Genomic DNA, 21,326 nt, shown 5'->3' on the forward strand with positions numbered 1-21,326 from the left:
CCACCCTTCCTCGGGCGGCGCAGAGGCAATGGGGAGGAAGGTTGCCCGTGGCCGTGGTGTTCCCGGAGGCCCCGGAGGCAGCTCTGTCCACCCTGGGCTGGCAGGTGGTATACCGCCTGCTGGCCGAGCAGGATGTTTTCTGCGTTGAACCGGTCTTTGCCGATCCCGCATCCTCGCGGCCCAGATCCGTCTTCACCGGCACGGAGCTGGGCCGTTTTCCGCTGGTACTCGCCAGCCTCAACTTCGAGGGCGACTACCCAGCCCTGGTGCGGCTCTTCATGGACGCAGGCGTCCCCGTGTCGGCCCAGGAGCGCCCGGATTGGCCGCTTGTCATGGTGGGCGGCCCGGTGACCTTCCTCAATCCCTTTCCTGTGCTGCCGGCAGTGGACGCCCTTTGGTGTGGTGAGGCCGAAGCGGGCTTCCTCCGTGTTGCCCAGACCGTCGCCCACACTTGGGTGAACGGCGGCGGCAAGGCCCAAGCCTTGGAGGCCATGGCCGCCATCCCTGGGTGTTTGGTCCCGGGACGAAGTCCGCTCCCGGTCCGGCGCCAGGTGACCGCGGATTTGCGCACCCCGGCGCATTCGGTCTTCGTCAGTCCGGAGGCCCGGTTTGCGGATATGTTTCTCCTCGAGGTGAACCGGGGTTGCCCCTATGGGTGCCGTTTTTGCGCCGCAGGGTCCATCTATCGGCCTGCCCGGCAGGCCCCCATGGAGGTCCTGCAGCGCATTGTGGAAGAGGCCGCTCCGCGCAAGGTGGGGTTGGTCGGCACGGCGCTTACCGACTGGCCGGATCTCATGCCGTTTCTTTCCTGGTTGCGGGATCGGCGGGCGCATTTTTCCCTCTCTTCCGTGCGCGCCGATGGTCTGAGCGAAGACCTTTTGGCGTTTTTGCGCCACGCTGGGGTGCGCACGGTGACCTTGGCCTTGGAGGGCGCGAGCTCTCGGCTGCGGGCCGCCATGAACAAAGGTCTGGACGAGGATGCCGTGCTGCGGGTGGTGGCCACCATGAGCCGACTGCGTTTTGAGACCCTCAAGCTCTATCTCATCGTGGGCTGGCCTGGCGAGGAAGAAGCGGATTTCAAGGAATTGGAGGGGTTTTTGGAGCGCATCCAGCAGGCCCGGCGCGCCGGGCAGGCAGGCCGCGCTGCAGGTCTCAAGCTCATCCAGCTTTCTGCCAGCGCCCTGGTGCCCAAGCCCTGGACCGCCATGCAATGGGCCCCCATGGCCTCTCTGGAGCGCATTGCGGCGGCCATGGTCCGGGTTCGGTCCATGGTCGCCCGGCATCGCGGCATGCGTTTTTCTGCGGAAAACGCCCGCCAGGCATGTATCCAAGGGTATCTTGCCCGTGCGGACGAGTCGGCCTTTCCCGTGATCGTCGAGGCCGCCGAGCACGGGTGGGGGAAGGTATGGCGCCACCATGGGGCACATATCGAGGCCGAGGCAGGTCGGCCGCGTCCGGTGGCGGATCCCCTGCCGTGGGAGCGTTTGGACGTCGGGGTGCGGCGGGCGTATGTGCGTGGCCAATGGGAAGCCTTTGGCCGCAGTCGGCCCACGCCGGCATGCCCCCCGGGGTCGTGCAGCGCGTGCCGGCGCTGCGGCATGGAGCGTATCATGGAAACGATGTTCGAGGAGGTGCCGCAGCCATGAGGTATGTGATTCGTGTCCTGATCCTTCTTTGGGCGGCAATCCTGGCAGGGCTGGTGACTGTACTCGTGCAACCGGCGCTGGCGACGGCGGTGGGGATGCCGGCGCACCGGTGGGCGATGATTGCTTTGGCGGCCGGTGTTGGGGGCGGGGCGAGCGTTGCCATGGTGTGGACGGTTGGGGGGCGCATGGCCTGGGATCGTCTGATTGCCGTGGCCGTGGTGTGGGCGGCGCTGGCGGCGGCCTATCAGCCGGGGCTTGCGGTATGGACAGCGCCGCGGGCGTGGGGGGACGTGCTGCGCCTCTCGGAGGTGGCGGTGGTCTTGGCGGCCATGGTCCAGGGGTGGGTGGCGTTGGGGTACGCCTTGTGGCGCAAGAGCCTGCCGCCGCTGCGGGCCTCTGTGGCCCTGCTGCTGATCGTGGCGGTGGGCAATATCCTCTTTGTGCTCCAAAACCCCGCCATGCTCCAGGGCCTTGCCCGCACCCTGCCGCTTGCTGCGCGGGGACAGGAGTTGGCGGGCCGAGTGGTGGTGCTGGCTGCTGCCAATGTGGGGGTGGCCGCGGCCTTGAACCTCGTGTGCATGGGGCGTGTACTGGGTCTGGGGCGGCTGTGGGGACTTTTGGTGCTCGCTGCGGCTGCTGCCGGGATTTCGCCTCTGTGGGCCGAGCTGGGGGCATCGCCCATGGCCGCGGCCTTGCCTGCCCCGCTTCCTCCTTTGGCGGCGGTGCTGGGCGTGGCCCTGGCCCAAGGCAGTCTTTGGGCCGAGGTGTTTTTGATGACCGGCCTGGTCATGGACGCCATGCACGGCCGCCGGCCCGCCTGGTATTGGGGATACCCTGCGTTTCGTGACGGCCTTGGCCGGGGAGCGGCTTACGGCACGCTCTTTTTGGGGCTGGTGCTGGTCGCGGACGCCGTGATCCATTGGCCATGGGTGGAGCGCGCCTTTGCCATGGCGCCGTCGCTTTCCTGGATGGCCCTGGGGATAACGGTCATGCCCCTGGCCGTGACCGTGCTGGAGTCTTTCGACGGCGGGCGGCCGTTCTTCCAGCGGCTGAGGGAGAACTATCGCCGCTGGCCGCTCTTTGTGCACGGCGCGGTGTTCGGCCTCGCCCTCTCGGCCTTGCCGCCGGTGGAGATCGTGCCGCTTCCCGCAGGGCAGCGGTTCCTGCTGGGCGCGCTCCTTGGGGTGATCGCCGGAGCCGGGGGGGCATTGGTGTGGGATTTGGGCGAAGTGGCTTGCGGCCTGCGCCGTCATCTGCGTTCGTGGCGGACCTATGGGGTGGCGGCAGGGCTCGGTGTCTTTGTGGGCGGGGCCATGGCTTGGTATCTGGATCCTCCCCAAACAGCCGTTATCGTGAATAAATTTCGTCAGTACGCCACCCTCTTCGCCGCAGGGGGCGGCGATTATGTCATCTATCCGCTCTTCAGCAAATGGGGCGCCATGAACTTGGGGCCTCGCGGCGGCGGGGCGTTGCTTTTGTTCCAGGAGTCGGTGTCCGGTGTCATCAATTGGTCACTGGCGGCTCCTTTGTTCAGTGTGAACTTTTTCGTGCTGACGGCTTTGTTTGCGCGTTCCTGGGCCCCGCTTCGGCTGCTCGCCAGCCGTGAAGGGGTGGTGCTTGTTGCCGAGGGCACGGTGCGGGTACTGCGCTGGGGGCTGTGGATGGCGCCGGTCATCTACTCGTTTTTGCGTATTTCCCCTGACCCTACCTGGTACAACCAGGACGGCTTGGTGCGCACGCTTGCCGCCATCATTCAGGATTGGCGTCTGGACCCCTCTGCCTTCCGCCTGTGGAGCCGGGAGGTCTTTCTGAGCATTTTGGCGTATGACTGGTTTCGCATCCTTATCTGGTTCGATCACATGGGCCTGCGGGTGGCCACGCTGGTGAACCTGTCCTTTGTAGGGGGCGACCGGTTGGACGAATTTTTGGCCCGTTTCCTTGGGGCGCGGGTGCGTTCGCGCTGCATCCCCGAAGCGGTGCGGCGTTTTGCCACCTGGGCGCCGCTGCTCATCCCCTTTTATTTGCCCATGGGGGCGGACTGGGCCTACGTATGGGATGGGGCGGAGGCCGTGAGCCGTACGGGTGCAGGGCAGATTGGTGTGCTCGTTCCGGTGATGGTTTTGTTTCTGGCGGGCAGCGGGGTCATGGTGTTCACGGCCCGCAGGCGGATGTCGCCAGCGTGTGCCGTGCGCGCCGCAGGGCGGTGTCCGGCGGAGGACATCGTGGTGCACAACGGGGTGTATGCCTCCGTCTTTGGTCGGGATGGCCGCGGCTATGCACGGGTATTTCGGGCTGCGCGTCATGGACACGAGATCGACCTCACCGCTCGGCCTCTGTCTCGAGCCCACGACGTGGGCCGCATCGTGTACTTTCGTGCAGGTGAAGCCTTGTGGAGCCTCGGCTGCCGGCCTACGCGGCATCCTGATGCGGTGCACACCGTGGTGCGCCTGGACGATCTCTCCGTGCGGCAGACCTGCTCGTGTCAGGGCATCGAGGCGCGCATGGACGCCGTAGTGGCGGAGGACGCGCCGGGTGAGGCGTGGATCGTCCACCTCACCAATGTCTCGGAGGCGTCGGTGCAGTTGGAGATCACCTCATATCGGGAACTCACCCTGAACGATCCCTCGGCCCAGGCTCGGCATCCTTTTTATAATCGCCAGCACATCACCACCTGGTGCGTGGTGGAGGAGAGCCCTGCCCCGCGTTCGGCCGCCATCCTTGCCAACAACCGCCAGCTCAAGGCAGGCGACCCTCCCCGGCCAACGCGCGAGACCTATGTGCACTTGGTGGCCGGCTTGGAGGACGAGTCCCGGCTGGTGGGCTATGAAGACAGTCGGCTGCGTTTTTTGGGCCATGGCACGCTGCGTCGGCCGCAGGGGCTTTGGGCAGCGCCGCAACCCGTCTCCGACCAGAGTCTCCACGTCACCTTCGATCCCATCGCGGCCTTTCGTCTGGCCGTGGATCTGGCGCCGGGGGATACCACGGCCTTTGTGCTCGTGGACGCGTACGGACCGACCCCCGAGGCCGCCATGAATCTGGCCGCCCGCCTGGCAGGCATCGACCCCTTGCCCGCGCGGCCCAAGGGGCAGCCGACCTCCCTGCCCATGGTCGAGCCAGACCTTGCCGCGGCACTCTCCCAACAGCAGGGCCCGTGGTTTGCCTTTAGGGACCAAGTCCCCAGCGTGGAGGTGCCGGGGGTCACCCCGCGGCGGTTTGCCCACCTCATGGTCAATCCCCTCGGCTATGGCGTGGTGGTGACCAATGACGGCGCCATCGCCTCATTTTGGGGCAACTCCCAGCAGAACGCCCTGACGCCCTATAGCGCCGATGCCACGACGGTGCAGGAACCCGGGCAGATGCTCTATGTGCGCGACCTGGAGAACGGCCGGGTGACCTCGCCCTTGCTCGTCCCCTTCCGGGAGCCTGAGGCCGAATGCCGCGTGGAGTACGGCCTGGGCTGGTGCCGCTTCCACAAGAAGGTGGACGGCCTCGCCATGGACTGGACCATCGCCGTGCTCCCGGATCGGCCCATGGAGCTGCGGCTGTTGCGCCTGCACAACCATGGCTCGAAGGAGCGTCGTCTGGCCCTGACCATGTATGCGCAGATGATTTTGGCCGAGATCCCCGAAGATAGTCGTGGCCAGGTGGAGGCTTGGGCGGATGCGCCGCGCTCCATGCTCCTCTTTACCCGGCCGGAAAACCGGTACCGCAAAGGCGTGGCCTACGTGGCCTGGAATTTGGAGACCACGGCCTCGGAGACGGTCATGAGCCGCTTTTTGGGCGAAGGCCGGGACCTGAGCGTGCCGTATTTCGTGGAGATGGGACATTCCGATACCACGCAGGAGGATGACGGCCTGCGCGTGGCCGCCATGACCGGGGAGGTGCGGGTGCCTGCCGGTGGCACGACTGCCGTGTGGATGGCGGTGGGGCAAGAGCCCAGCGCCGAGGACTGTCAGCGGCGAGTGGCGGCGATCCATGCCGTGGAGGACGTGGAGCGGGAGATGGCGGCGGCGGCGACCTGGTGGCAGCGGCGTTTGGCCGGCGGAGTCCAGGTGGAGACTTCAGCCCCGGCCGTGGACCGGTTGGTGAACGTGTGGCTGCCGTACCAGATCCTGACCGCCCGGCTGTGGGGGCGCCTGGGGCCGCAGCAGCGCAGCGGGGCGTATGGATTCCGGGACCAGCTTCAGGACGTGCTCCCCTTGTGCGTGGGTATGCCCGCCTTGGCCCGGCGCCAGATCTTGCTCCATGCCAGCCAGCAATTCCTCGCGGGCGATGTGCTCCAATGGTGGCATCCTGCCCCGGACGGGGCTACGGGCTTCGGCATGCGCAACCGCGCCTCGGACCCGCATCTGTGGCTGCCGTATCTGGTGGCCCATTATGTGGAGACCACGGGGGATGACTCCATTTGGGACGAGCGCGTGCCCTTTATGGAGGGGCGCCCCATTCCCCCTGGTGCCGAGGGCATTGCCTTTGCGCCGACGCCCTCCCGGGATCGGGGCACGGTGCTGGAGCATTGCCTGCGTGCGGTGGAGCGCACGTGGCGCCGTCGCGGTCGCCATGGACTCCCGCTCATGCTCGCCCATGATTGGAACGACGGCCTGTCGGCCGTGGGCGTGCGCGGCAAAGGCGAGAGCGTGTGGTTGGGGTTTTTCCTCCATCTCACCTTGCGTCAGGTGGCGGAGGCAGCCGCCAGCCGCGGCAAAAAGCGTCTGTCCCGCCAGCTGCTGCGGCGCGCGCAGACGCTGGGGATCGCTCTGCAGACCGCCTGGCGCGAGGATCACTTCGTGCGCGCCTTTACCGATGCGGGTGAGGAGCTCGACTATCTCGATGCCCTGACCGCGGCCTGGCCCATGCTTTCGGGGGCCGTGTACCTGCCCCAGGCAGAGGCGGCCCTGGTGCGCGGCGCGGCTTCCCTGGAAAAACCCAACCTGGTGCAGCTTCTCGACCCGCCCTTTACTGAGCGTTCCACCCCTTACCCCGGGCGTATCGCCGACTATCCGCCGGGGGTGCGGGAAAACGGCGGCCAGTATTCCCACGGGTCGTCCTGGCTGGTGGACGCCTTGGTGGCCCTTGCCCGTCAGGTGTTGGCCCAGGGGGATGTGGAGCGTGCGGCGCAGCTCCGCCGCCAGGCCCTGCGCCTGTGGCTCAAGATCTCGCCGCTGACCCATACGCTTCCGGAAACCATGTCCGTGTACGGGCTTGCTCCCCACCAGCAGGCGGCGGACATCTCCTTTGGTCCGGGTTACGAGGGTCGGGGGGGATGGAGTTGGTACACCGGCGCTGCCGCCCGCATGCTCTGGGCCATGTACGGGATTTTGGGCTTACGCTTTGAACGGGGTAAGCCCACGGTGGACGCCCGCTTGACGGCCCTCAACCCGGAGCTTGCCGTGCGTCGGATAAGCGTCGGTGGGGTGTGCGTGTACGAAGCTTCGAATCCGGATGTCCGCACGGACCAAGGGGAGCGCCGGTGATTCGAGTATGGGTCTTCGTCCCGCCCCGGCCGGTGGTGAGCGGCGGCATGCGGGTGCTGGTGCAGGTGGCGCGGCAGCTGCGGGCGCAGGGTGCCCTGGCTGGGGTGCTTTGCTGGGAGGAACCGCTCGCCGAGGCTTCGGATCTCCCCTGGCAGGCGGCGCGCAGCGCCCCCCTTGCCGCAGGCGACGTCCTCGTGGTGCCCGAGGGCTGGCCGGGCGCCCTCACCTTGGGGGTCCGCGCAGGCTGCCGGTTGGTGGTCTACTGCCAGAACTGGGCGTACCTCTTTCATGGGCTCGCCGAAGGGGTGCGCTGGCAGGACCTGCCGGTGGAGTTTCTTGCGGTCTCCCAGCCGGTGGCCTGGTATATCGAGCAGGTGACCGGGAAAGCGCCTGCAGTGGTGCGGCCGGCCATCGACCGCTCCCGATTCCATCCCCCTGCTGCGTTTCCGGTTCCCCATCCCCTGCGCGTGGCCTTCATGCCGCGCAAAAACAAGGCCATGGCCGAGGGCGTGCGCCGCATCGTTGCCGAGCGCAATCCGCATCTGGCGTGGCAATGGATCCCCATCCATGGTTTGGACCCGGCGGGGGTGGCCGAGGTGCTGCGTTCCTGCCCCATCTTTCTTGCCACCGGCTTTCCCGAGGGCTGTCCGCTGCCTCCCTTGGAGGCCCTGGCCTGCGGCTGCCTGGTGGTGGGGACCACGGGCTTTGGCGGCTGGGACTATGCCCGGTCTGTGGAGCCCGAGGGCATGCTTCCCCAGGGGTTTTCGCTGCGGCCGGTGCCCTGGGGCGGCAATGGCTGGTGGGTGGCGGATGGCGATATGCTGGGCGCGGCCCTGGCCCTGGAGCGGGCGGCGGCGTGCCTGGAGGTTGCCGACGCCTGCCGCAAGGTGCGCGCCGCGGCCTGGGAGACCGCGGCGGCCTACGATGCGGATCATCAGGCTGCGGAGGTGGCGGCGTGGGTACGGGGCCTCTAGCCTGGCCTTTGGACTTTCGTTCCCACTTGGCCGTGGTGGTGCTCCACTATGGGGATCCCCGGCGCACCGCGCGTCTGGTGGCGCAGATGGAAGAGGGGCTTGCCCCGGGGGTGGTACGGGTACTCGACAACGCCGCCCCGATCCCCTTTGCCGGCGCCTGGGTACGGCTTTCCCAGAACCTCTTTTGGGGCGGGGCCTTGGCCTGGACTGTTGTGCGCGCACGCCAGGAAGGTTTTTCCCACCTCTGGTTTCTCAACGACGACCTCTCCTGGATGACTCCGCGGCCCATTGCCCAGGCCTGGGCGCGGCTTGGGGAGATTTCCGCCGCCATCGGGCCAGTGGCGGTGTATAGTCCTGGGTTTACCGCCCATCCCTATCACCCGCAGATGGTGGCCCGGCGGGGGGGCGGCTTTCGTACCGTGCGCTTTTGCGACGGAGTGGCACCTCTCCTGCATTTGGATTTTTTGGCCGGCTGTGGGCTGCATTGGGAGGACAACCTCCCTGGCTACGGCGTGGATGTGGTGCTTTCCGCCCGGGCTGTGGATCTGGGCTGGCAGGTGGTGGTGGACCACCAACTGGTGGCGCGCCACGTGTTCCATGCCTCGGCCCGCCGTGATCCTGGGTTTTTGGAGCACGCCGCCCGTCTGGAGGCCGCCTTCCTTACCCGGCATCTGGGCCCGGATTTCCGGGAGCGCATCCAGCGCTGGAGTAAAGAGATGCACGAGCATCCCTGCACGCGGTGACGCACTTTCGGAGGCGCTCGTCCGCGGCCCTGCCGTGGACCTATTCCTACTTCAAGGAGGAACGTGCATGGTGGACATCCGTCGGCTCTGGCCGAAGCTCCCCGTCTGCGCGCGGCGGGGGCTGCTTCAGGGAAGCGTGGGGCCGCTCCATCTCATGGGCCTGGCCACGGAGGTGCTGGAGGCCGGGGCGGCGCAGCCGGAGCTGCTGCCTTTGGGGGTGGACTTGCTGGTGGCGGCCTGGTGCAGCGGAAGCATGCTCGACGGCGCTGTGGCCGCTCAGGTGGCGGCCGTGGCCGAGCGCTCGCCGGGGGTCCCAGAGCCGGTGCGCCGCCTTGCCCGCATTGCGGCGGCTTCGTGGCGGCCGCCGGAAACGACGCCCCTTGCACGCCTCGTGGCGCGCCGGGATCTTGGCCGCTTGGAGACCCTGATCGCCCGGGAGCTTGCCCGGGATCCGGGAAATCTCTTTTGGGTGCGGCACGCTGTGACCATCGGCCTGTTTGATGACCGGCCTTCCTTGGTGGAGCAGGCAGTGTCCGCGCTCACGCAGGCCCTCCCTCCCCTTGCTTCGGCAGTGGCCATGGAGCTTGCCGCGGTGCGAGGAGACTGGGAAGGCGTGGCCGCCCTTGCCCCCCAGGTGCCTGGGCCCGTGGCCGCTTTTGGGGAGGCCTTGGCCGTAACGCGCGTGGGCGGTGTGGACGCCGCCCGCCCGGCGTGGCGGCGCCTGTTGCGGCAATGGCCCTGGCTGCTGCAGGCCGTGCTCGTGCTCTTCGATCTTGTGGAAGGCGTCTCGATTGCCCGCTGCGTCCCAGAGACGGCTGGAGTGGTGGCCACCTATACCTTGGACAAGCCCGAAGATCTGGACCGCACCTTGGCGAGCCTTGCGGCCTCGCGCCTGCATGGGGCGCAACTCTGGGTGCTCGACAATGGCTGCGCCGCGCCGGCCAAGGCGGTCATGGCGCGGTGGCAGGAGCAGCTTGGGCCGGCCATGCGCACCATCACCTTGCCGGTGAATATCGGCGCGCCTGCGGCTCGCAATTGGATCCGCGCCGAGTTTCTCAAAAGCGGCCTTCCTTGGTTGGTGTACGTAGACGACGATGTGGAGGTCCCCGTGGATTGGTTGGAAAGGCTTTGGGTGGCGCGTGTGCGCGCTCCGGAGGCCGGAGTCTGGGGGTGTCAGGTGGTGGACGCCACTCGGCCCTGGGTGCTCCAGAGTGTGGATCTGCACCTGGCCCCGGCATCGGAAGAAGGCCGTCGTTTCAAGGTGTCGGATTTGCACCATCAGGTCTTGAACTGGGGGGCCTTTGCGTATCTGCGGCCGTGCGCCTCGGTCACGGGTTGCTGCCACCTTTTGGATGCGCGGGCCGTGGCCGCGGAAGGGGAGTTTGACATCCGCTTTTCGCCTTCCCAGTACGATGACTTGGAGCGCGATGTGCGCATGCTCACCGCCGGCCGTGTGGCGGTGTACCAGGGGCATGTGGCCATCCGCCATTTCAAGCGCACGGGGCTGGCCGCAGCCACCAGCGCCACGCAATGGGCCAATGCCGCGGCCAACTTGGACAAGCTGCAGAAAAAATACAGCGAGGAGACCTGGAAGGAGCTCATGGAGCGGGAGACCCAGGCCTTGGAGGACGACCTTTGGCCGAAGTTTGCTCGGGTGCGGGCTTGGCTTGCAGAGACGGGGGAATAATGGAACAGGTGCGGTATCTCATCATCGGCGCTGGTCCCACGGGTCTTGGGGCAGGCGTGCGCCTTCGGCAATTGGGCATCGAGGATTTTCTGCTCCTGGAGCGGCAGGACTATGCTGGCGGTCTGTCGGCAAGCTTTCGCGACGCGGCGGGCTTCACCTGGGATATCGGCGGCCATGTGGTCTTTTCTCGCCTGGAGCCGTTTTTGCGCTTGTTGGATGAGGCCCTGGGCGAGGACGCCCTCACCCATCAGCGTCTGGCCCGGGTGCGCCTGGCGGACCGGTGGATCCCCTATCCCTTCCAAAACAACATCCGCCATTTGCCCAAGGAACTGGTGTGGGAATGCGTGCAGGGCCTTTTGGCCTCCCGCGTTGCACCGCAGGAAGCGGCCCATTTTGGCCAGTGGATGGAGGCCGTGTTCGGGGCGGGCATTACCCGGCTTTTCATGCAGCCATACAATTTCAAGGTTTGGGCCACCCCGGCCGAGGCCATGGATTTTCGCTGGATCGGTGAGCGCGTGGCCGTGGTGGACCTGGAGGAGGTGCTGCGGCACATCATCCTGGAAGAAGACGCCACCGATTGGGGTCCTAATGCAGTGTTTCGTTTCCCTAAACATGGCGGTACCGGGGCCATTTTCCGGCGCATTGCCGAAGGCATTGCGGATCACATCCGCTACCAGGCCCCGGTGCACCAGGTGGATTGGGAGAAGAAAATCGTCACCTACGGTGATGGGCATTGCGTTGGTTATGCGCATTTGCTCTCCACTATACCGCTCGATCTTTTTGTCTCGCAGATCATGCACCCCAATGCCCCGCATCTGGTAGAGGCGGCCTTCCTTTTGGAACACAACGGGGTCTGTGTGTCGGGCATTGGCATTGCAGGAGTGCGTGAGGACCCTACATGTTGGATGTATTTCCCGGAATCCAATTGTCCCTTCTACCGTGTGACCAACTTCCACAACTATTCGCCCTTCAACGTGGCCGAGCCCGGAAAACAGATGGCCTTCATGAGCGAGACCTCTTTTTCGCGCCACAAGCCGGAAGATCTGGACGCCCTGGAAGGCACCGTCATCCAAGGGCTTCAGAACGTGACCCTCATGCATGCCGAAGACGCCGTCGTGACCCGTTGGGAGCACCGGGTGGAGTACGGCTACCCGGTGCCTACTTTGGGTCGAGACCAGGCATTGGCCACCATCCAGCCCTGGCTGGAAGCGCGGCAGATCTTCTCTCGGGGCCGTTTTGGCGGCTGGAAGTACGAGGTGGCCAACATGGACCACAGCGTGGTCCAGGGCATGGAGTGGGCGGAGCGCATGGTGCTCGGCACCCCGGAGCAGGTGTATCGGATACAGCGCTAGGTGGGTGTGGCGGCACGCGCCCCGGCCCAGGTAGCGTAGAGACTGGCCAGATCTTTTTCTCCCTGGGCAGCCAGGGTGTCGCTCAGGTGCCGGGCATAGGCCGTGAGCTCCGGGAGGCGGCGGGCAGCGGCGCGTTCGTCCTCCAGCAGCCGCCCGGCGTAGCGGGCCAGGGCATGGTCGCCGGCGCGGGTGGCAGCCCGGGCCAGGGAAAGGAACTGCGCCTGATCGGGGAAAAACTGGGCTGCCAGCAGGCGCAGGGCCGCGGCGTCGCGCCAGGCGCCTCGGCCCTCCAGCCAACCGGCCAGGCGTTCGTAGGCGGGTTGCCAGAGGGGCTCTTCGGTCATGGCAGCCAGCCACTGGGCCGGATCCATGGTCCGGGCGAATCGCTCCTCCATCTGGAGGCGCCGCGTCTCGGATAGGGTCATGACCGGGTGGAGGCTGGCCGACAGCCCCATGGCGTAGCCTGCGGCCTCCAGGTGGCGATGGAAGTCGGGGCAGATGCGCCCCAGCCACCGGGCGGCAAAGCGTTGGGCATTGGCGGTCTCGGCGTCGAAGCGCCCTGGAGTCTGGCTGGTGAAGTGGATGAGGGTGCTCTGGGGCTGGCAGCAAATGGGTTCTCCGAGCTCCTGGGCGCGCAGGCACAGGTCCACGTCTTCCAGGCCGTTGGTGTAGCCTTCGTCGAAGCCGCCAAGGCGCACAAAGAGTTCGTGCGGTAGAGCCAGGGCCGCTCCGGTGACCGCCTGCACGCGGCGCGAGCGGCTGACTGCCGGGTGGCTGGCGGGAAATTGCTCGAACACATGGCACACCTTGGGCCCTGGGGTGAAGGCCACGCCTACGTGCTGCACCCGCTCGCCGCCGGGGTAGAGCAGGCGGCTGCCGACGATGCCGCCCTCCGCGCGCAGGGTCGCTACGAGAGGTCCCGCAAACTCAGGCAGGGCGAGCGTGTCGTTGTTGAGAAAAAAGAGAAATTCGCCCTGGGCCTGGGCAGCGCCGCTGTTGCAGCCCCGGGCGAAGCCTAAATTGGTGGGATGCCGAACCAGCCGGAAGGCGGCGCCGAAGAGGGCGGAACCGAGCTGAGGGAGCTCGTGGATTGTCTCGTCCGTGGAGCCGTTGTCCACCACGATGATTTCCAGCGGCCAGGCAGGAAGTTCCTTCTGCAGACTGTGGAGGCAGTCCCGGGTGAGCCGCCACTGGCCGTAGACGGGGATGATGATGCTGAGGATGGGGGGCATAGCGGGCTCTAGGGCTGCTTTGAGGTGGAAGCGTTTTTCATCTGTGTTGTCCAGAAGGTGCGGGCGCTTTCAGGGAGAAACTCCCTGGTGCGGGCTAGTGTCGTGCGCCAGGCCTTAGCCTCGGTTTCTTGGACGCGGGCATGGATGGCGCGCAGCTCTTGTCCCCGGAACTTGGCTTCCATCTTCTGGTGGTTGCCCCACACATGGGCCCAGGATGCCTCGCTTTTGGGCGCCGCGCTGCCAGCATCCTGGAGGTGCACGATCCGTACCCGGCCGTCATAGAGCACCATGCCGCCATGCTTCCAAATCTGAATGTCCCGCTCCAGGTCGTCTACCTGGGAGGGGGAGAAGCGGACATCGAAGTCAGGGACGCCGAGGCGCTCCATGCGACGGCGGTGGAAGAGATGACAGCAGCCCATGACGGAGAGGCACGGCCGCACCACGTCGTATTGTCCAAGGTCTAAAAACATGGGGGCATTGGGAGTAAAGCGGATGTGCTGTTCTCCGACTTCTTGGAAGTAGCGGTACACGTATTGGATGGTGTGGAAGGGGTTGGGATTCACCACTTTGCCGCCCACGGCGCAGTATTGGGGATGGGCTTCCAAATCGGCGAGAAAGCGGGAGAGCCAATGGCGCGGCAGAAGTACATCGTCGTCCAGGAAGGCCACGTAGCGCGCCTGCTGGACCTCCGGCAGATGCCAGAGCCAATTGCGTGCCGCAGGCGCACCGATATTGATCGGTAGATGGATGCAGCGCACCGGTCGACCTTGGGCCACGCGGGCAATGCCCGCATCGAGGTCTGCCGGGGAAAAGGTCGTGGATCCGTTATTGAGGAGGGTGATGGCCGCATCGCCAATATCGGTGGCCAGTAGACTCTCCAGGGTGCGGAGCGTGGTTTCCAGCTTGTTGAAGGTGTAGAAGAGGATATGCACCGAGGCATCGGCTTGAGGAAGCGCTGGAAAGCCTTCACCGAGCAAGACCAGTTGCTCCACGGCGTGCGGCTGGGCGGGCTCAAGACATAGGCTTGCCACGAGGTGGCGGCGCGCGGTTTCGGCGTCGCTATGCAGCGTGGCGATAGCGGCGCGCAGGTTTTCTGCCCAGAAGCAGGTGGAAGCAGCGCGTTCCAGGAGCAGGTCCCGTAGTTCGGTGGCGCCCAAGCCGTGGGCCGCCCAAGCGAAAAGTCCCAGGTTGGGACTTCCAGGCGCAGTGCGTGCCCACATGTGGGCTTCTTCGGCAAAGATTTCAGGGTGCTGCCCCGTTGCCCAGAGGGAAAGCAGGATCCGGTGCCGGACCGGAGCAGGAAGGTCGGTGCGGAGCAGGGCCAGAGGGTCGTCGCGGTGGCGTTCCACGATGGTGTCGATGGCGGCGCGGGGAGGGGCGTCCGGAAGGGGCAAGGGGGGGCGTCCCATGGCCGCGGCCAAAGAGTTGGCCAGTGTCGCAAGCTCGCGGTCCCAGGGCTCCAGGGCCAGGGCATGGCGCAGGAGCGCGTGAGCGAGTTCCATCTGCGCGGGGGAGGGCACGCCCTCAAGGATCTGCTGTGCTGCCCATAGGGCCGGTGCTGTTTCCAACGTGCCGCGGAAGCGAAGGAAGAAGTGCATAACGCTCCGTTATCCAAGGATCTTTTGCGCCATGGTTTGGGTGGCGGCCAGTATGTCCGCAGGAAGCGTGATTTCTGCTTGCGGGCGGCCTTCTTCAATGATCTGCAGAAACAGCGGCAGCACTTTTTCCCAGGAAAAACAGGCAGTCCAAAGTTCGGTGCCCAGGACACCCAAGGCCTTGCGCAGGGCTGGACGCTCCAGAAGCCGGTGGATGGCGCGGGGGAATTGTTCCAGCGGGCAGACCACGCCCCCGGCGTCCCAGTGGACGCTATTGCACTGCGGCGTGGCGATCCAGGGGGTGCCGTGGTGCATTGCCTGGAGGATGACCAGTGGCCGACATTCGGCATGGGAGGAAAGGAGCAGGATGTCCGCCTCGGCGATGGCGGCGTCCGCTTCGTGCGCAGGAAGGGGCCCGAGGATGCGGATGCGGGGATCCTGGGCCGCCAATTTCTTTGCTGCGGCGAAATAGTGCTGCTCGTGGGGCCACGGGAGTGCGGCGCCGATGAAGACCATTTGCCAGGCACCTGGTGTCTTGGAGAGGACCTCGATGAGTCCGAGCTGGTTTTTGACGGGCCAGAAATTACCCACATGAACGAGCAGGGGGAGGTCTGCCGCCAGGTTATGGCGCTGCCGAAACCCTGGGTTGGGCGCAAAGGGGGTGAGGGCGTGGGGAACGAATATGGGAGGCACGCCAGCGGCACGCAAGAATTGCGCGTCTAACCCCCCTGGGGTGAGGGACATGCAGGAACGGGCACGATGGAGTACTGCTGCGATCAGCGTCTCCTGTTTATGCGCTATCCAGCCCTGCACGAGTTCAGGATTGATGACCGGGATGAGGTGTATTGGGGTTTGGGGAGAGCTAGAAAGGATGGGGGCATGTATCCAGGAGTCCGGCTGCCCGAGGAAGAATGCCGCATGGTAGTCGGCGTGTTCGATGAAATGTGCATAAGCCGCATACTGGTCCCCCAAGTGTCTGTCTTGGAACCGTCCACTGCACTGCCATTGCAGGATGTGCATGCCGTGATGCTGGAAGGTTTGGCGCTCAGCAATCTGGCGGGTAACTACATGGACTTCATAGCCTTCACGGAGCAATTGGGCGCCGAGGTCTTGGAGAAAGATCTCGCAGCCTCCCAGTGATGGCCAGAAAAAGTCGCTCCCCAAGAGGATACGTTTACGGTGCGGTTGCACAGCCACCACTGCAGGGGGCGGTGTGTAGGATTGGGGGTGGTGCACCAGGGGCATGCAGGTGGCTTCAATCTTGGCGAGGGCGCTCGCGTCTTGCGGAAGGTCCGGGTGCAGGCTTTGGATGATATGGATGGCTGATTTAATGGATGGATCCCGAAGCAATTTGAGCAACAAAAGATGCTGCATCAGCTTTACAAGATAATATTGAATGATGTTGCATGAATCATCAAAAAAATGTATTCTTTGAGACGCATTTTGTAGAGATGCGAGGAGAAGTCTTGTTATTTTGGCTATACTGTCTTTTTGATTTTCTTGTGCGCATCGTAGAGCGGTCACTGCGCATCCCAGTGTATGAGCAATCCATGTTTTATAAGAACTTTGCGCAAATTTCCAGCTTTTCATTGTGTTGAATATTCTATAATGCATGATTATATCATGCTTAATCTGATTTTTTTTGTTGGCGCTCATGCTCTTGGAGTGTTTTCTGTATAAAACATATGTTTGAGCATGAGAGCAAAATTGCATGTCGCGTACTGCGCACCGAAACCAAAAATCATAATCTTCGCATGCTCGCAGTGTCGTGTCGAAAAATCCATTTTCAAGTGCGCGATGGCGGCGGATGATATAGGCGTGTGGGGGGGCAATGTTGAAATGGCAGAGGTGCAGAGGAATAGAGTCTCGCACCAACCACCAAAATCCTATGGGCGCCATTGGTCCGTCTGGCCCCATGGAGAGGACTTCGCGGGTTTGGCAGATGGCGATATCCACATCTGGCTGGGTTTCGAGGATGGATGTTTGTACGGGAATGGTATTCGGAGCCAAAAGGTCGTCCGCGTCGAGAAAGAGAAGGTATTTTCCCGTCGCGTGTTGCATGCCCGTGTTTCTTGCCGCGGAAAGGCCAGTATTTTCTTGGAAGATATAGGTGATGTGCTCTTGGAATTGACTGGCGATCTCCCGCGTATTGTCTGTCGATCCATCGTCGACAACGATGATTTCTTTGGGGATGTTTTGTGCGCTTATAAAAACGCTTTGCAGGCATTTTTGAAGGTATGCTCCGTAATTGAAGCATGGAATGATAACAGAGATTAGTGGATTTTTCATAAAAGACTATGGAGCGGTTGGTTGAGCGCAAAAGACGTTGGTAACCCCTAAAAGAGATTCCCATTGGGGTTGCCGTTTGACACATTCTTCTGCTGCGTCTCGGGCAGCAATGACGCGTCCTAACGTGGTGTTAACGCAGTAGAGGCGGTAGTAGGGCTGCCATTGGTTGTACGGCGCCAGATTGGCTGCTCTGATGTAGTCAGCGATGGCCTCGGGGAGTCGGCCTGCTGCCTCTTGCCGCAGACCTCGCCAGAAGTACGGCATGGGGCGGTCTGGATGCTTGGCGATGATCTCTTCGATGCGCGTTGCAGTATCTGGGTGCATATTGGCAATGACTTGATGCTCTTCGAGCAGACTACTTACAGGATACATGTATGGATGCAGCGTATGCAGGCATGCCACCACTTCCGGCCAATGGGCCATCATGCTCGTATACATGGACCCATGGGCGTGAATCCGGTAATGGAAAAAACATTGTTGGATGCGGTACGGCTTTATGCCGAGTGGAGTACATTGTATCCAAAAGTTCCAGTCTTCTGCTCCCCACGGGATGCTGGGGTCGTAACCCTGGCTCATGGTCCATAAGTCTTTGCGGTACAGCGATGCATAAGGGAATGTGTTGCGCTCGAGGATTTCCTCCCAAGAGTATTCCGGTGGGGTCCAGACATTGTTGCGCGCCCCGAATTCCTGCACATTGGAAAAGATGAGATTGATTTCAGGATGTTTGGCAATGATGTCCGCAGCGTGGTGGAGAAAGCCCGGGGCAAAGCAGTCGTCGCAATCCAGGGGCAAAATCCAATCACCACGGGCGCGGGCGATTCCGGCATTGCGGGCATCGGCCAGGCCGCCGTTGGGTTTGTCGATGACGTGGATGGGCAGAGGGGCGTGGGTGTGTGCCAAGCGGTGGGCCACGGCTGAAGAGTCGTCGGTGCTCCCATCGTTGACGATAATGATTTCCAGAGGCCCATATTGCTGGGCCACCAGGCTTGCCACAGCCTGGGGCAGGAAGGCCGCGCCATTGAAGACAGGAATGACCGCTGTGATGGAGGGAGGGGTGTTGCCTGGCTGGATTTGGATGCGGGTTGGGCGGAGATGGAGCGGAGCCTCGAAATGAACGGCATTGGGGACGAGAGAGGCATAGGCGTCGCTATCAATGCGCTGGCCTGCGTCAAAATATCGGGAGAGAGTCTCCGCATCGATGGAGTGCGCTGCAACACGGTTGTCATAAACTTGCTGTACTCGGTTGAGTGGATTGCAGAATCCAACGGATTGCGGATATATGATGCGCCATGGCATGTGGGCAACGAGATGGGTATGTTGACTGAGTGCTGCTTCGAGAGTGTTCGGGTTATCGAAAGCAATATGTTGCAGAAGGCTGATAATGGTCGACGCCCGGTAAAGAGAACCAGAAATTTCTAAAGGATATCCAAAATCATACTCTGCATTGTCCCAGCGAAAACGTAACATTGTAGATTTGGGTATAGGCTCGAGCAGAGGAATTTCCTGTGAGGCATTTTGGGGATAACAATATACAGTATTTTTTCCTAAAAGAAGGTTCGCCGACAGCACCTCCGGACACATTTCCATGGATGTAATACATTCATGCAGGGAGAAAGGACGGTAAAAAAGGACGTCGTCTACGGCGAAGAGAATCCATGGCGCATCAGCGACAAGAGCGAGCAATTGATGGCGAAAATGGGTTTCCCGGATATATTGAACTTGAGGAAACTCGCTCCCAAGGATTTGGTATTGGCGATGGTGGCGATCCGTAGATGCCTGATACAGGACCCGGACGACAATATCCTCAGAATCAAGACAGCAACGATAAAATGAACTGAACGCACCGTGGAGTTGGAGCGTTCTGTCCTTGCTGAAAAATATGGCTTGAATTTTCATTGTCTGGAAAGTGCTTTTTGGTATCGTTTTTCCATTATTTTTTCTGTCAAAAAATAATATTTTGTATTTAGAGTAGCCCTAAGAAGAGCATTTTTATATTCTTCATATTTCTCTAAAGGAAAAATATGATTTTCAGGATCATTAATTGTTATTGTGTCTATTCGTTCTGGAGAATCTGTTTCTCTGCAGTATCTCTTATTAAAGAGTACATCTGGAATTATTTTGTATTTTCCTCTTGCTATGGCAGCAAGCATAAAAACCATATCGCCTCCCCAACATTCTGGTAATTGTATGACATCCCATATATCTTTACAAAATTCTGTTCTAAAAACACTATAAATCAAGTTTGCCTTCCCAAGAATTTCAGGTTGCAATAAAAATTTTTTTACATTTTTTGTGATTGAATTCGTAGCTAATGTGTGAAATCCTGGGTAGTTCCGGATAGTTCTGTTGAATGAATCGATGTTTCTAATGCCTGTACATGCAAACATAATGTCTTTGTCCTTTCTGAGCTCATAAATACATTTTTCTAAAAATGTATCTTCCAATATATCATCATGAGCCATCCATTTAAAGTAATTGCAATATGAAGACTTGAGTGTAAATTCAAAATTTTTTATTGCACCAATATTATTCCATTTTTTAACACAGACAATTCTTGGGTCTTTGTTAGAAAAATATTGGGCTATTTCAAATGTTTTGTCTTCAGAGTTGTTATCTGATATAAAAAGTATCCAATTTGTATATGTTTGATTGATGATGCTATTTATCGCTCCATGAATAAAACGTTCTCCATTGTATACAGGCATTCCTATAAATATTTTTTCTTTGTTTTGAGGATCTTCTGCAGACTCAATCATTTTTTTATAGTGTTTTATGATTAATTTGTTTGCTTTTTCTTTTATTTCTGACTTCCATTGATCTGAAAAATCTAATTTTTTTATGCTATCTTTTATTTCTAAAAGTGTTTTTATATGATAATTTTTGATGCTGTTTTTATCTTCTAGAATTTTTTGCCAATTTGGTATCATTCCTCCTTGTTTTTCCCATCGTGCCTGGAGATATGTGTTTAAATTTGTTCTTTTGAAGAAATGAACTCCATTTAAAACAAAGAACTTGCCTTGAGATCCTAAAAAAACAAAAAAAGGAATTTCATTCCCAGAATCCATTTTGATTATTTCTAATATAGATTTTCCATTAAAGAAGAGTTTTTCTCGTCTATAAAGACTATAAATAAGGTTCCCATAATTGTGATCTAGTATTGAGAGTATGTTTTCTTTTTTTTTGTTTATTTTGCTAAAATCTATGGTATTTTCTTCGAAGAATCCAAATAATTCATTTTCAGAGAAATATTGGAGCCTTGTTGTTACAGCTATAGCATCTTTGTTTTGAGAAAATGTATAAACACATTTCTCTATAAAATCCTCTTTGATGATATCATCATCGGAGAGCCACATAAAATAATCCCCAGATGCCTTTTTAAGAAGAAATTCAAAATTTTTTATTGGACCTATATTTTTATTTTGTTTAAAAAAAAGTGTTCTTTTATCTAAAATATCTTCAATTGCTTTGAAAGAATCCACTCTCGAAGGATTTTCTGAAATTATGATTTCTATATTTTTATATGTTTGATGAAGAACGCTTAATATTGCTCTTCGTAGTTCATGAGGTCTGTTATGAGTTGGAATTCCAATGGTAACAAGAGGTTTGTGCATGGAATATATCCTATATTATTTATTTTTTTATTGCCCGACATCCATAATTGAGGTGTCGATCTTTTTCTTGATATTCTGATATAATTTCAAATCCAAATTTAACAATCAATCTTTTAAAGGAATCAATGTTGTCTATGATGTCGTAATGACCATCTTCGTAGCTTTTGGGATGTAAAAGATCGTTCCATAGAAGCAAATATCCTCCGCTTATTAAATAATCCGATATATTGCTCAGTATAAATGGCCAGTATGGTGTATGATCAAGACAGTTTCTTATGAGTATTGCTCCATCGATCTTCCCCACAAGTTCTTCTATTAATTTTTCTGCTGGTAAAGAATATCCAACAGTATTTGGGAATCCATCCATATGAAAAATATTATTTTGATATTTTTTGATCTCATTTAAAAGGGGTTCAATGACTATTCTTTTTTGTGCAATATCCCATGTAGAAACTACAGATATTAAGCAAGGACCTATTTCAAGAACTGTTTTTTTATGAATATGATTGAGAAATTTTTTCCATTCATTCAAATCATTTGAAAAAAATTCACTGATAATAAGATTATCATAATATCCTTTTGAAACATTTATTTCTCCTGTGTTGACTTGTTTTAGTAATTTTTTAAAATTATTATTGTTATTCATGTAGTTGAATGCTTCAGCGAGTTCATATTTTTGCGCGCTTTGCCAATCTACACGTTTGTTCATATTATCTCCTTTTTTAT

Annotated in this window: 12 protein-coding genes and 1 pseudogene; 6 read left to right on the plus strand and 7 right to left on the minus strand. The window is 59.5% G+C overall.

Going from position 1 to position 21,326, the window contains the following annotated elements:
* Positions 1-47 precede the first annotated feature (47 nt).
* The 6 genes from BR00_RS09800 to BR00_RS09825 all read left to right on the plus strand — a co-directional run bounded on the left by BR00_RS09800 (position 48) and on the right by BR00_RS09825 (position 11,873).
* On the plus strand, positions 48-1,646 hold the full coding sequence (locus BR00_RS09800) for a radical SAM protein (protein ID WP_496477415.1): 1,599 nt from the start codon (positions 48-50) through the stop codon (positions 1,644-1,646).
* Complete coding sequence (locus BR00_RS09805) at positions 1,643-7,117, plus strand: GH36-type glycosyl hydrolase domain-containing protein (RefSeq protein ID WP_496477416.1); 5,475 nt, start codon at positions 1,643-1,645, stop codon at positions 7,115-7,117. The genes BR00_RS09800 and BR00_RS09805 overlap by 4 nt, the downstream gene beginning before the upstream one ends.
* Positions 7,114-8,091, plus strand: a complete 978-nt coding sequence (locus tag BR00_RS09810) for a glycosyltransferase family protein (RefSeq protein ID WP_496477417.1) — start codon at positions 7,114-7,116, stop codon at positions 8,089-8,091. The genes BR00_RS09805 and BR00_RS09810 overlap by 4 nt, the downstream gene beginning before the upstream one ends.
* Entirely contained in the window at positions 8,073-8,834 is a 762-nt protein-coding gene (locus BR00_RS09815) for a hypothetical protein (RefSeq protein WP_496477418.1), read from the plus strand. Before BR00_RS09810 ends, BR00_RS09815 begins: the two co-directional genes overlap by 19 nt.
* Positions 8,835-8,901: 67 nt before the next feature.
* Entirely contained in the window at positions 8,902-10,521 is a 1,620-nt protein-coding gene (locus tag BR00_RS09820) for a glycosyltransferase family 2 protein (protein WP_496477419.1), read from the plus strand.
* Positions 10,521-11,873, plus strand: a complete 1,353-nt coding sequence (locus BR00_RS09825; protein WP_496477420.1) for a protoporphyrinogen/coproporphyrinogen oxidase — start codon at positions 10,521-10,523, stop codon at positions 11,871-11,873. The genes BR00_RS09820 and BR00_RS09825 overlap by 1 nt, the downstream gene beginning before the upstream one ends.
* On the opposite strand, the gene BR00_RS09830 is transcribed toward BR00_RS09825, so the two are convergent.
* The 7 genes and pseudogenes from BR00_RS09830 to BR00_RS09860 form a co-directional block, all read right to left on the minus strand.
* Complete coding sequence (locus BR00_RS09830) at positions 11,870-13,105, minus strand: glycosyltransferase family 2 protein (RefSeq protein ID WP_496477421.1); 1,236 nt, start codon at positions 13,103-13,105, stop codon at positions 11,870-11,872. The genes BR00_RS09825 and BR00_RS09830 overlap by 4 nt on opposite strands.
* An 8-nt stretch (positions 13,106-13,113) precedes the next feature.
* Positions 13,114-14,703 (minus strand): glycosyltransferase family A protein, encoded by a 1,590-nt coding sequence (locus BR00_RS09835; protein WP_496477422.1) that lies wholly within the window; start codon positions 14,701-14,703, stop codon positions 13,114-13,116.
* Between the two features lie 9 nt (positions 14,704-14,712).
* Positions 14,713-16,074 carry a glycosyltransferase family 4 protein gene (locus BR00_RS09840; RefSeq protein ID WP_496477473.1) on the minus strand — a complete coding sequence of 454 codons (1,362 nt, stop codon included), beginning with the start codon at positions 16,072-16,074 and terminating at the stop codon, positions 14,713-14,715.
* Between the two features lie 363 nt (positions 16,075-16,437).
* Positions 16,438-16,989 (minus strand): annotated as a pseudogene (locus tag BR00_RS09845) (glycosyltransferase family 2 protein); the annotation flags it as partial.
* 6 nt (positions 16,990-16,995) lie between these two features.
* A complete protein-coding gene (locus BR00_RS09850; RefSeq protein WP_496477423.1) occupies positions 16,996-18,885 on the minus strand; it encodes a glycosyltransferase in 1,890 nt (629 codons plus the stop codon).
* On the minus strand, positions 18,882-20,600 hold the full coding sequence (locus BR00_RS09855) for a glycosyltransferase (RefSeq protein WP_496477424.1): 1,719 nt from the start codon (positions 20,598-20,600) through the stop codon (positions 18,882-18,884). The genes BR00_RS09850 and BR00_RS09855 overlap by 4 nt, the downstream gene beginning before the upstream one ends.
* 19 nt (positions 20,601-20,619) lie before the next feature.
* A complete protein-coding gene (locus BR00_RS09860; RefSeq protein WP_496477425.1) occupies positions 20,620-21,309 on the minus strand; it encodes a class I SAM-dependent methyltransferase in 690 nt (229 codons plus the stop codon).
* Positions 21,310-21,326 lie beyond the last annotated feature (17 nt).

The organism is Thermodesulfomicrobium thermophilum DSM 16697 (genome assembly GCF_059568695.1).

What these genes read in the sequence shown, in the direction of transcription:
- BR00_RS09805 (WP_496477416.1), top strand. Translation starts at nt 1,643, where the DNA reads ATGAGGTATGTGATTCGTGTCCTGATCCTTCTTTGGGCGGCAATCCTG.
- BR00_RS09820 (WP_496477419.1), top strand. Translation starts at nt 8,902, where the DNA reads ATGGTGGACATCCGTCGGCTCTGGCCGAAGCTCCCCGTCTGCGCGCGG.
- BR00_RS09825 (WP_496477420.1), top strand. Translation starts at nt 10,521, where the DNA reads ATGGAACAGGTGCGGTATCTCATCATCGGCGCTGGTCCCACGGGTCTT.
- BR00_RS09830 (WP_496477421.1), bottom strand. Translation starts at nt 13,105, where the DNA reads ATGCCCCCCATCCTCAGCATCATCATCCCCGTCTACGGCCAGTGGCGG.
- BR00_RS09835 (WP_496477422.1), bottom strand. Translation starts at nt 14,703, where the DNA reads ATGCACTTCTTCCTTCGCTTCCGCGGCACGTTGGAAACAGCACCGGCC.
- BR00_RS09840 (WP_496477473.1), bottom strand. Translation starts at nt 16,074, where the DNA reads ATGCAGCATCTTTTGTTGCTCAAATTGCTTCGGGATCCATCCATTAAA.
- BR00_RS09850 (WP_496477423.1), bottom strand. Translation starts at nt 18,885, where the DNA reads ATGAAAATTCAAGCCATATTTTTCAGCAAGGACAGAACGCTCCAACTC.
- BR00_RS09855 (WP_496477424.1), bottom strand. Translation starts at nt 20,600, where the DNA reads ATGCACAAACCTCTTGTTACCATTGGAATTCCAACTCATAACAGACCT.
- BR00_RS09860 (WP_496477425.1), bottom strand. Translation starts at nt 21,309, where the DNA reads ATGAACAAACGTGTAGATTGGCAAAGCGCGCAAAAATATGAACTCGCT.